Source organism: Bradyrhizobium sp. sBnM-33, from assembly GCF_032917945.1.
Classification (GTDB): domain Bacteria; phylum Pseudomonadota; class Alphaproteobacteria; order Rhizobiales; family Xanthobacteraceae; genus Bradyrhizobium.
Genome location: NZ_CP136624.1, coordinates 1,845,140 through 1,856,210 on the forward strand (window position 1 = coordinate 1,845,140; position 11,071 = coordinate 1,856,210).

Sequence of the window (11,071 nt, forward strand, 5' to 3'; positions counted from 1 at the left end):
GTATTGTCGATTCCGATCTCGACGTTGCTGTCATGTTCGTCTCTTGTCCCGCGCTGGGGATGTTCCCCCAGCTTTGCGGAGACAGATCATGACGATAACTCTCAAGAGCGCTGTTACGGTATCAACCCAACGCGTCTGCATCGGCTCAATCGCCGCTCATATAGATAAATTTGCGGAGTCCCTCGCGGGCGAGGGTTACGTTTCGCAGACCGTAAAAGCCAAATGTGCACTGGTGGCGGATCTCAGCCACTGGCTCAAGCAGCGTGGAGTGCCACTGGCACAACTCGATGAGGTGAGGCTCAAACAGTTTCACACCCACCGTCGTGGCTCAAGGCGACGCGGCGATGTATCTACCGGTCATCAGCTGTTGGATCATTTGCGGTGCCTCGGAGTCGTTTCTGCATTGCCGCAAAAAGTGGACTGGACCGCCCTCGGGCAGCTCACACGCGACTACGAGAGCTTCTTAAGTTCGGAACGCGGCTTGGCGCCCGCGACATTGATCAGCTATCTGCCCATCGTGCGAAGGTTCTTGACCGCGCATTTCGGGAACAAGGCGCTGCGTCTTCAGGATCTGCAGCCGCAGGACCTACATCGGTTCATTCTTCGTCAAGTTCCGCGGGGCAGTCGCACCTATTCCAAGCTCATGGTCACGGCACTGCGCTCGTTCCTTCGCTTCCTGTGTCAGCGCGGAAGCATCAAGACTGACTTGGCCTCCGCCCTATTCGGGGTGGCCCACTGGCGATTGTCTCATTTGCCAAAATCGCTCCCGCCCGACCAGGTCGAGCGACTCCTGCGCTGCTGCGATCGCAGCACTGCGTCCGGCCAGCGTGATTACGCAATCTTGCTGCTTTTAGCTCGCCTCGGTTTGCGCGGCGGAGAAGTACTGGCCATGACCTTGGACGACTTGGACTGGGAGCGCGGCGAGATCCTCGTGCGCGGCAAAGGCCAGCGATTGGAACGATTGCCGTTGCCTAAAGATATCGGCACGGCTCTGGTTCAATATCTGCGCCAGGTTCGTCCAACGTGTTCGACGCGCAAGGTTTTTATCCGCCTGAAAGCCCCGCACCGCGGCCTTCGCCAGACCTCCATTTGCTGTGTAGTTCGTCGTGCCCTCCAGCGCGCCGGATTGAACCCCGATTTCAAAGGGGCGCATTTATTGAGGCATTCTCTAGCCACCAAGATGCTGTGCCGAGGTGCGTCCCTCGGCGAGATAGGTCAACTGCTTCGTCACCGGCAACCCACGACGACCCAGATCTACGCCAAGGTCGATATCAAAGCGCTACGCGGCATAGCCCTTCCGTGGATGGGAGGTGCGTCATGAGTTCGTTGCAAATCGCACTCGATGAGTATCTCTCCGTGCGTCGTGCTCTGGGATACAAGTTGGTTCTGGAAGGGCGGCTGTTGCGTCGATTCATCGAATTTGCCAAGCACGCGCGGGCCGATTACATCACCACCGAACTGGCCTTGAAGTGGGCAACCCAGCCGGCCCATGCACAGCCGTCCCAGTGGGCCAACCGCTTAGGAATGGTGCGCCGCTTCGCGCGGTACTGCTGCCCCAACGATCCGCGCACCGTTGTACCGCCGCCTGATTTGCTTCCGCATCAGTACCGTCGGGTGGCACCCTACATCTACAGTGACCAGGAGATCATCCGTCTACTCGAGGCGGCGCGGCAGTTGCCGTCCACAATCGGTTTGCGGCGCCACACCTTTGCCACGCTCTTTGGATTGTACGCGGCCAGTGGCTTGCGGGCCAACGAAGCATTGCGTCTCGATCGCGACGATGTGGACCTGATCAACGGCGTGCTGACAATTCGGGATACCAAGTTCGGTAAGACCAGATACGTTCCCGTGCATCCTTCCACGCGACACGCTTTGCAACGCTACGCAAATCTTCGAGATCGCTTGTGTCGCACCCCGAGCAGTCCCAGATTCTTCCTTTCCGATCGTGGAACCCGCGTGACTTACGATATGCTGCGATGGACGTTTGTCAAAGTGTCTCGCCAGATCGGCCTGCGCGGTCCACGTGATTCGCACGGCCCCCGTCTGCATGGGTTACGCCACCGGCTTGCCATTAATACGCTTGTCAAGTGGCATCGCCGTGGAGTCGATGTCGAACGTAATCTGCCAGCGCTCAGTGCGTATTTAGGCCACGCACATATCACTGACACCCAGTGGTACCTCACCGCGACCCCGCAGTTGCTGCGCTACGTGCTGCGGCGTGTGGAGCGATCCGAGCGCAGGGGTCGTCCATGAAAGGAATCAGCCAATTTCCTACTCTGCTGGAGTCATTCTTCATGGATCGACTGATGCGGCAGCGACAGGCGAGTCCCCACACCATCGCAAGCTACCGCGACACCTTTCGCCTGCTGATGCAATATGCACAGCAGCGGCTACACAAGACACCGTCACAGTTGATCATGCCGGATTTGGATACTCCGTTCCTCGGCGCCTTTCTCGATCATCTTGAGCAAAAACGGGACAATAGCGCCCGCAGCCGCAACGTGCGTCTCGCTGCCATCCATTCGTTCTTTCGCTACGTTTCGTTGCATGCGCCGGAATACAACGCGTTGGCGCAGCGCGTGCTCGCCATGCAAAGTAAACGCTACGTGCGTCGACCGATCTGTTTCCTCACGCCGGTCGAAATTGAAGCTCTGCTCGCCGCGCCGGACCTCAACACCTGGAGCGGACGACGCGATCGAGCCCTGTTGCTGCTGGCCGTGCAGACCGGATTGCGCGCAGCAGAACTCACCGGCTTGCGCTGTGAGAACATCGCCTTGGGTACCGGTGCACACGTGCAGTGCTTGGGAAAGGGACGCAAAAGCCGGTCCACTCCGCTTCGCAAAGAGACCATCGCAGTGCTGCGCGGTTGGCTGCGAGAACGTCAGGGGCAAGCTTCCGATCCAGTCTTTCCGACCACACGAGGGCATGCCTTAGGTCATGACGGCTTGGAATACCTGCTCAACAAGCACATGGTCGTGGCTCGCCGTCATTGTCCCTCCCTGAACAAAAAACGTATCACGCCCCATTCCTTGAGACACTCGCTCGCGATGAACCTTCTTCACCACGGTGCTGATCGTTCTGTTATCGCTCTCTGGCTGGGTCACGAAGACGTCCAAACGACGTCTGTTTACTTACAGGCCGACATGCAGATCAAAGAGCAGGCGTTGGCTAAGACCACGGTCACGGGGGCTCGCGCCTCTCGCTACCAGCCCACCGATCGTATTTTGGCCTTCCTGAAGACGCTCTGATTATTCCGCCAATCATGTACCCACACCCCCGCGATTCTCCGGAAAATGCCGACGTTGTCCGTCAGTTGCCGGAATAATCCAGTTGCCGGAATTATGCCGCAGATCGTGCAGGCGAGGACGGCGAGCCGACGTCGATCTGATGCCAGCCTTGTCGACCAGCCTGTCGAAGGTCTCCTTGACGGCAATGTAGCGTAGCGGCCGATTGCGCTTGTCGATGAACACCGGATCATCGTCTGAGCCGGGCCCGCGACGTGCCAGGTATCGCTGCAAGCCGGCGGCCGCCGTGTCGTGCAGCGGCACCAGTCGCGTCTTGCGGAACTTGGTCTCGCGGATCAGCAGACCGTCGCGGGTCACGTCCGCGATCGTCAGCTTCAGGGCTTCGGAGATCCTGAGCCCGGTGGATGAGAGCAGCGCGATCAAGGTCGCTTGCGTGTGCGGGCGCAAGCCGCGCATTGGCCGAAGCCGGAGCGCAGCTTCGACCAGCCGACTGATCTCGTCTGTCGTGTAGATGTGCGGCGTGCGACGCTTCTTACGGGCGCCGAAGTGATTTGCCGGCGGCAGCTCGTGCCCGACGTCCTCCACCCGGACATGGCGTACGAAGCGACAGACGGCCCTGAGCCGTGCATCGCGTTGCGCGACGGATGGTCCGAGCGCGGCCCAGTCGATCGCTGTTTTTGTCTCGACGTACGTTTGTCCACGCTCGGCCGCGAAGGCGGCAAAGCTCTTCAGCTGGTACTCCGCGGTCGACATCGCGAAGCCCGTGGTGCGGCGGAGCGCGAGATAGGTCTCGATGGCGTCGAGCATCAGAGCACCTCCGGCCAGGGCTGAGCAACCTGCTTCAGCAGCGCGACGTCGGCCTTTGCGTAATAGGCCGTCGTGTCGATGCCGCGATGCCGAAGGACGAGGCCGATCTTGTCGAGCGGCACGCCGTGGCGCAGCATCTCGGTCTCCGCGGTGTGCCGCAGAGCGTGGGCCCCTTTGACCGGCGGCACGATGTCGCCCCGCTTCATGATACGCTTCACCACCGACGAGATGCCGTCGCCTCGTCGGAATGGCCGGCACGGCGCGATCGTGCGCAGGAACAAGACATCGTTCCGGCGAGTAGACGGCCGGCATTCGAGGTAGGCGGCGATCGCATCCCCGACGTCTTGCGGTAGCGGCAGCCGGACCTCGTAGCGCGACTTGCCGTAGACCCGCAGCGATCCCGTTTGCCACTCGACATCGGTGAGACGCAGTTGCGCCACGTCACCGGCCCGCAGGCCGAGGCGCACCAACAAAAGTACGATCGCACGATCACGCCGGCGCGCACCGGCATCGCCGTCACAGGCAGCGATCAGCCGGTCGACCTGCTCGGTCGATAGATACCGGGGCATGTCGGCAAGCTGCCAATGAGCGTAGGCCGGACGGCGCCGTCGAGACCTGCCTGACAACGGCCTGCGACTGCGAGATACCGCAGGAAAGCCCGCAGGCTCGTCGTCATCTTCTCGATCGTGCCACTCCCGCTATTGCTCGCCCGCTCCAGGAAGTAACTGCGGACATCGTTCGGCCTCCAGCCGGCCGGGTCAGATCGAAGCTCCATCATCAGGCCCGCGGCGTCGCGGGCGTAGAGCCTGACGGTGGCATCGGATGCGCCGCGATGCTTGCGCAGCCACGTCTTGAAGTCCGCGACCAGCAGCTGCGGCTCGGCGGGTGCTGCCCCCACGGCCGCGGACCGGCAAAGGCCGAGCTCGACGAGGTGCCGACGAAAGAGCCTGGCACCGTAGATGGTGTGGTGGTTGCGCCGGCCGCCTTTGGCGCGTGGACACCGGCAAGTGCGCAGGTGCTCGCCGAACGCGGCGAGATCAACGTCCGTCAGGCCCGCGCCTTGCTCGGCCATGACATGGCCGATGTGAGCCGCCGCTCGCAAATAGCGTACCGCTGTCTCGGGGCCATAGCCCTGCTGCTCCAGCGCCGCTGCAAACCCGTCAAGGTAAGGCCCGCTCGGCCCACTGCGCAGATGCCCCAGCATCTTCGCTGCCGAGAAGTACGTCTCCAACATGTCCGTCTCCGTATGTGACCGGCCATCAGTGGCCGACCCAACGGGGCCGCACGGGCGACTTGTAATGGAGAGCTCGAGAGCGGCAATACACAGGAAAATACGGTGATCGCGATTGCCAGCTCCCCATTACCGGCTTTGCCCATAAGGCAGGTAATGGGCGACGCCCATTAGAGCGGGATGGGTCTAGTCTGAGTCGATTGAGGATTCCCAAATCAGCAGGCTTCTGATTCAACATGCTGGCTGGGAAGGAGGCTAGCAGGGATGGGACGAGCCTATTCGAACGACCTTCGTGAGCGGGTGGTGAGGGCTGTTATCAAAGGCGGCCTGTCGCGGCATCAGGCGGCCGCCCAATTTGGGGTTGGCATCAGCACGGCGATCAACTGGGTGCAGCGCTTCCAGGAGACCGGCAGCGTCAAACCGGACCAGATCGGCGGCTATCGGCCAAAGAAGATTGCGGGGCCGCACCGCGAATGGCTGATGCAACGGTGCCGGGAGGCGGATTTTACCGTGCGCGGGCTGGTGGCCCAGCTTGCCGAGCGTGGTCTCAAGGTCGATTACCGCACGATGTGGGAGTTCGTCCACGCTGAGAAGCTCAGTTATAAAAAAAGACGCTGATTACACCGCCGAGCAGGACCGTCCCGATGTCGCGCGTCGGCGGGCGCAGTGGACCAAGTGCCGGGATCGGATCGATCCCACCTGCCTGGTGTTCATCGATGAGACCTGGACCAAAACCAATATGGCGCCGCTGCGGGGCTGGGCGCCGCGCGGTCAACGCCTCAAAGCCAAGGTGCCGCACGGCCGCTGGCACACCATGACCTTCATGGCCGCTTTGCGCCACGATCGCATCACCGCTCCGTGGTTCATCGAGGGACCGATCAACGGCGAAGCCTTCCTTCTCTACATCGAGAAGGTTCTGGTTCCGACGCTGCGGCACGGTGACATCGTCATCATGGACAATCTGGGCTCGCACAAGGCTAAGGCCGTTCGCCGCGCCGTCGGCGCCCGGCTCTTCTACCTGCCGAAGTACTCGCCCGATCTGAACCCGATCGAACAGTTCTTCGCCAAGTTCAAACACTGGCTGCGCAAAGCCGCACAGCGAACCACCGAGGCCGTCTACGATGCTATCGCTCCGATCCTCAACACCGTCTCACCCGCCGAATGCGCCAATTATTTCGCCAACGCCGGATATGACCAAACCTAGACTCATCACGCTCTAGCTGCCGGAATCGGCATTGTCCGAGGTGTCAGGGGCGAGCCCGAGCCGCGTGGCTTGCCGCGCGAGAAGCCGACCTGCTGCCGGTTCCCTATTTCCACGTCGTTTTTACGCTTCCTGCACCGATCGCAGCGATCGCTTTCCAGAACAAGGCCGTCGTCTATGCCATCCTGTTTAAGGCCGCCGCTGAGGCGATGTCGACGCTCGCCGCCAATCCACGCCGGCTCGGTGCAGAGATCGGCGTCGTCGCCGTCCTTCACACCTGGGGGCAGGCGCTGACGCAGAACCCTCACTCAAGATACCGGGCATTATCATCTCCTTGATTTTCAGTGAACAACGCAAGTTGATCTTCCGCGCAACCCCCCTGCAGAATTAGCTTGCCGGTGCGGTGGAGGCCCTCAATAACGCTGCGAATGGGTTCGGCATCCAAATCACGGCGGCTGACTTCCCAAGCCATGCGACGAATGATCTCCAGCGCCTCCATGGGCGTGGCCGTTTCCGTTACGGAACGTGGTCGTTCCATCGTGAGTTGCGTATGCGCACCTCCTTTCCAGTGAATCAGCAACTCAAGGTTTTTTTATCCTGGTCAGTGCGTACAATGATCTCTTCGATGGCGGTGCGGAAGATCATCTTCTTAAGTGTCGGGGGACAGTGGTTGCTCTGCCAGACTCCAGCAAAATGATCACCCATCGAACGTATTCTGATTTCCTCTTCAGGCGATAACGAGTAGCGCTCGGTTTCGAGACTGGAAAGCCGCTGCTTGACTGCCTCGATCTCTTCCAGCTTTCCGTTCCACCGCCGTTCCAACTCGCTGGCTGCAAGTCGATTCCGGGCATCCACCGCGTCGTACTGTTCGAAGGCCTTCCTCGCCTCATACACCAGTTGCTCGAGCTTGCGGGACAGGGCGGTACATTGAGCGGTGCCGACAGCACTCAGTTCTTCGAGAGCTCGCAGACTGGCTTCCACCCCCAATGGCGCGATCGCCTTTAATAGTTCTTGTCCTACGCACCGGTCTACCGAGCTGCCGCCGAAGCCGATGCAATACTGCCCGCCATCATCGTAGTCGCCCTTGCAAAGGTAGCGCGCATGGGTGCCACGGCCGCCCCAATACCGTACATGCAGCTTGCGCCCACAATGTCCGCAGCGCAGGAGTCCGACCAGAAGACCCTGGCCAGCGCGAATCGCCGCCATCGATTCGTCCCCCTCCCAGTTCACCGAATTGCGCCGTATCATTCGCTGATTCTCTTCGTAGGTTGCCCAGTCAATATAACCTACATGATGATCGCGGATGAAGACGCGGCACTCTTCGGCGGGGCGCATCGCGCTCTGACGTTTCTCGAGCCGGCCTCCTACCAGCAAGGTCGTTACTGGACGCCGTCCCCAAACATAGGCACCGGCGTAGAAGGGATTGCGTAAAATGTCGCGGATTAGGCTCTGCGAAGGAACCTTCCAGATCAGCCGCGTTCCCTGTATGGGATTGACCGGTAGCTCCAGGTCGTGATCACGGAACCATTGGAATGTCTGACGCACGCTCCACAGTTCTCGAAACTTGGCGAACACGAGCTGTATCGCTTCGCAGATCCGTCGGTCGGGATGAAACATGATCTTACCCACGGGGTCGCGGGCATACCCAATCGGAAGCCGTTTGAACAGTTCGCCGCGGCGCGCTTTGGCTTCCTGCCCTGCCAGCATTCGTTGGCGTATAACCTTGAGCACAGTACAATACCGTGCTCTTCGAAGAGCCAAGTCATGCCGTGCACGACGATCATCATTCGTCATTCCGCTCCCAGCGTCATCGCGGACGATGTCGAATCCGTGCTGTCACACTGCGCGACAACAACCGTCCGATGCAACAAAAAGTCTATCGTGATCTCCGGCGAAGCGCGTCTGGTCTCAACTCTTCCCCGATGCGCACATCTCGTGTCTCTGCCTCACGCGCCGAGCCAGCAGATCGGGCCTTGCGATCTCAAACAATCCCCATAGCGTAAAATCGCGCATAGCCTCCCGCGCCTTCGTTCAATCCGGCTTCAATGAGGTCGCGTCATAAGCGCCTGCCGCGCCCTCGCGTGAGCGCGACCTCACAGAACCCTCCAGATTCCGGATTTGGGGCGAATATGATTCAAGATGACCGCAATGTGCTGCAGCAAAATGGCTGAACCGCGCAATCCGGCTCAGATAAAGCTTAGCGGATGCTCGCTTGTAACCGAGCGAGAAAAAATACCCCGCGATGCGATCCATCTCGGCGCCGAGCGCCCCGTTACGAAGGCGCATGAGCAGCCCGCGATACGAAAAATAGAACTTGAGCATTGTGCCCCTCCGGCGTTGCGGCGCAGGGGGATCCCGCGTCCGCGCGAGAGGCACGAAATATTACGTGGCGGAGGAATCCAGGCGTGGCGGGACCTGGCTGGCGTTAGGGCGCCTCCGCCACATCATCTCGTCCGACACATAAGAACGGATCTGAGCCGGCATCGCGCACAAGCGCAACAAGGCCATCGATATTCTTGAGGACAATCGACTTCGATACGAGAGGTCTTGTCGCCATTGACGGTCCATCTTGGCATCTTGAGCTCTGTCCGCTTCAAGACGTCAATGTCCCAAGGTCGACAGTTGGATGGCAGTATTCCCCGAGCGAGGCGCGAAGCTCATTCTTTCGTCAGGAAGATCTTGAGGACATCCTTTGGCACGCTAGTTGCTAAGATGGTGGGCGTCACAGCACAATCTCGCCGCCTCGGCTAAGAGTTCAGATGAAACCTGTTCGATTGATCCAGATCAGTGCGATGCTGATGCTGCCGCAGTCCGTGGCACGCGCGGTGTTGCGAGGTTTCTCACATTCTGATGTCGCTTCGATTCCCGGCAATGACTTGGCCATAATAGTGCTAGGTCTGTTCACACTCACGTTTGAGTGGCATTCTCGGAGCGAAGGTCCAGCAGCGTTTTGACGCTCAACAGTCCGGCAGAACGAAGTGGCTTGCTGCCGCTCCGAAACGGGGCGTGCTCGTATTGCTGCGACTATCGACCGGGCTTCCCTAATGGATATCAGGTCGCAAAGTGGTGGTGATGGATTTTCTGAGTGAGGTCTCTAGTCGGTTTTGCGCGCCGTTTCGGGCTACCCAGGCTGCACGACGAGTTAACCAGAGCGCGAACACGGCTCCGGCTTTCCTCCGCTGCGCGCTGGCGCGCATCTCTGCTCGTGCTCAGATTTGGTGGCGAAGCGCTCGGGCATGTCACATGCGACCATTTAAGTCGCTAGTTGTTGCAGATCCTACTGCGCGTGATTTTGCGGAGTTGAGCAGTCAATCGCGGGGCCATTGAAAGTGCTGGCTCGCGTGGCACACGAGGAGTTTTCGTCTATGGGGGTGGAATACGAACATTGCGACACATGTGTGTTGGCCTCGTCGAGTTGCGAACTCGGCGACTGGGCTGGGCAACGACCTGAAGCCTCACCAATAGGTTCTACCGTCTTTGTTGGTAGTGGCACGCTAGCGATTAGGTGCGCTCAGCTAGCGATGGAGATGGGCCACGTCATCGGCGCAATCTTGAGTGCCGACGCCATATTCCGCGATTGGGCTGCTCGCGCCAATATCTTGTGCGTAGGGAGCGTTGAAGAGCTCTCCATGCTGCTCAATACCGAACCGGTGGACTGGATATTTTCTGTTGCCAATCCGTTCATGTTGCCAGCAGATGTGTTTGGGCGAGTGCGTCGAGGGGCTTTCAACTACCACGACGGTCCGTTGCCACGGTATGCAGGAACTCATGCGACGTCTTGGGCGCTGCTGGCCCAAGAGACCGAATATGCCGTCACGTGGCATCGCATCGATGATGGTGTTGATACGGGTGACCTGGTTGTTCAACGCCAACTCTTGATTGCGCCCACTGATACGGCGCTAACCTTGAACCTCAAATGTTATGAGGCTGCAGTCGAGGGCTTCCGAGAGCTTTTAACTGGTTTAGCGAATGGAGAGCTCAATACCTGTCCGCAGGCGCTAGTGGACAGAAGCTACTTTTCGAGACGTCGACGTCCAGATGCGGCGGGCTGTCTGCGATGGGATCGATCCGCGCAAGATCTCTCAGCGATAACGCGCGCCTTAGACTTTGGGCCGTATCATTCCAATCCGTTATGTCTGTCCAAGGCTCTTGTGGGCGATGACGTTGTCGCAGTCAGGTGCTTGGAGGTGTCGTCTGCCCGCTCGGGCTTTTCGCCGGGTTCCCTGGTTGAAATCCACCCGAGCCACTGGCGTGTGGCGACGGCCACAGAAGATATTGATGTCTGGTTTGGCAGCTCAGATGGTGAGACTCTGGACGCCCGGGCACTTGCAAGGCACTCCGATCTGAATGTAGGCGATCGCCTCCCGATTCTAAGCGATGACGAGGCGCGGAGCATAACTGTTACACATGAAATGTTGGCGCCTCGGGAGAGTTTCTGGCGACAGCGGCTTGAGCAATCTAAAATATTGCAGCTTCCTTTTCTGTCGTCTCCACAAGCTGTGGCTCCCCCGAGATGGCAGTCGAGTTTGTGGCTCATTCCAAGTGCTTTGGCCGAGCTGTCCCCCAATGATCGCACCGAGTACATAC

9 protein-coding genes and 2 pseudogenes are annotated in these 11,071 nt (G+C 59.6%); 6 read left to right on the forward strand and 5 right to left on the reverse strand.

All coding sequences use genetic code 11. From position 1 onward, the window contains the following. Positions 1-88: 88 nt before the first annotated feature. From RX328_RS08545 to RX328_RS08555, 3 genes are read left to right on the forward strand one after another with little or no spacing between them, the layout of a single operon-like run. Positions 89-1,321: a site-specific integrase gene (locus RX328_RS08545; RefSeq protein WP_213257554.1), complete on the forward strand. Its 1,233-nt coding sequence runs from the start codon at positions 89-91 to the stop codon at positions 1,319-1,321. Then, on the forward strand, positions 1,318-2,253 hold the full coding sequence (locus RX328_RS08550) for a tyrosine-type recombinase/integrase (protein WP_213291131.1): 936 nt from the start codon (positions 1,318-1,320) through the stop codon (positions 2,251-2,253). Before RX328_RS08545 ends, RX328_RS08550 begins: the two co-directional genes overlap by 4 nt. Further along, positions 2,250-3,248: a tyrosine-type recombinase/integrase gene (locus tag RX328_RS08555; RefSeq protein WP_213257550.1), complete on the forward strand. Its 999-nt coding sequence runs from the start codon at positions 2,250-2,252 to the stop codon at positions 3,246-3,248. The genes RX328_RS08550 and RX328_RS08555 overlap by 4 nt, the downstream gene beginning before the upstream one ends. 12 nt (positions 3,249-3,260) lie before the next feature. Here RX328_RS08555 and RX328_RS08560 read toward each other — a convergent pair whose 3' ends face one another. The 3 genes from RX328_RS08560 to RX328_RS08570 are packed head-to-tail and all read right to left on the reverse strand — an operon-like array spanning position 3,261 to position 5,286. Continuing rightward, positions 3,261-4,052 carry a tyrosine-type recombinase/integrase gene (locus tag RX328_RS08560; RefSeq protein WP_317258649.1) on the reverse strand — a complete coding sequence of 264 codons (792 nt, stop codon included), beginning with the start codon at positions 4,050-4,052 and terminating at the stop codon, positions 3,261-3,263. Further along, positions 4,052-4,621: a tyrosine-type recombinase/integrase gene (locus tag RX328_RS08565; protein ID WP_249727384.1), complete on the reverse strand. Its 570-nt coding sequence runs from the start codon at positions 4,619-4,621 to the stop codon at positions 4,052-4,054. Before RX328_RS08565 ends, RX328_RS08560 begins: the two co-directional genes overlap by 1 nt. Next, complete coding sequence (locus RX328_RS08570) at positions 4,582-5,286, reverse strand: hypothetical protein (RefSeq protein ID WP_249727382.1); 705 nt, start codon at positions 5,284-5,286, stop codon at positions 4,582-4,584. The genes RX328_RS08565 and RX328_RS08570 overlap by 40 nt, the downstream gene beginning before the upstream one ends. Before the next feature lie 261 nt (positions 5,287-5,547). Between RX328_RS08570 and RX328_RS08575 the strand changes: the two genes are divergently transcribed. Then, positions 5,548-6,487 (forward strand): IS630 family transposase gene (locus RX328_RS08575; protein ID WP_410734037.1). Its coding sequence is split into 2 segments (ribosomal slippage): positions 5,548-5,895 and positions 5,897-6,487, totalling 939 coding nucleotides; the frame shifts between segments, so codons are not numbered across the junction. A 65-nt stretch (positions 6,488-6,552) separates the two neighbouring features. Beyond that, positions 6,553-6,822, forward strand: a pseudogene (locus RX328_RS08580) (IS91 family transposase); the annotation flags it as partial. On the opposite strand, the gene RX328_RS08585 reads toward RX328_RS08580, so the two are convergent. Continuing rightward, positions 6,789-6,983 carry a hypothetical protein gene (locus RX328_RS08585; RefSeq protein ID WP_213257471.1) on the reverse strand — a complete coding sequence of 65 codons (195 nt, stop codon included), beginning with the start codon at positions 6,981-6,983 and terminating at the stop codon, positions 6,789-6,791. The pseudogene RX328_RS08580 and the gene RX328_RS08585 overlap by 34 nt on opposite strands. Before the next feature lie 74 nt (positions 6,984-7,057). Beyond that, on the reverse strand, positions 7,058-8,191 hold the full coding sequence (locus RX328_RS08590) for a recombinase family protein (protein WP_213291088.1): 1,134 nt from the start codon (positions 8,189-8,191) through the stop codon (positions 7,058-7,060). A 1,922-nt stretch (positions 8,192-10,113) separates the two neighbouring features. Between RX328_RS08590 and RX328_RS43320 the strand changes: the two are divergent. Further along, positions 10,114-10,368, forward strand: a pseudogene (locus RX328_RS43320) (formyltransferase family protein); the annotation flags it as partial. Positions 10,369-11,071 lie beyond the last annotated feature (703 nt).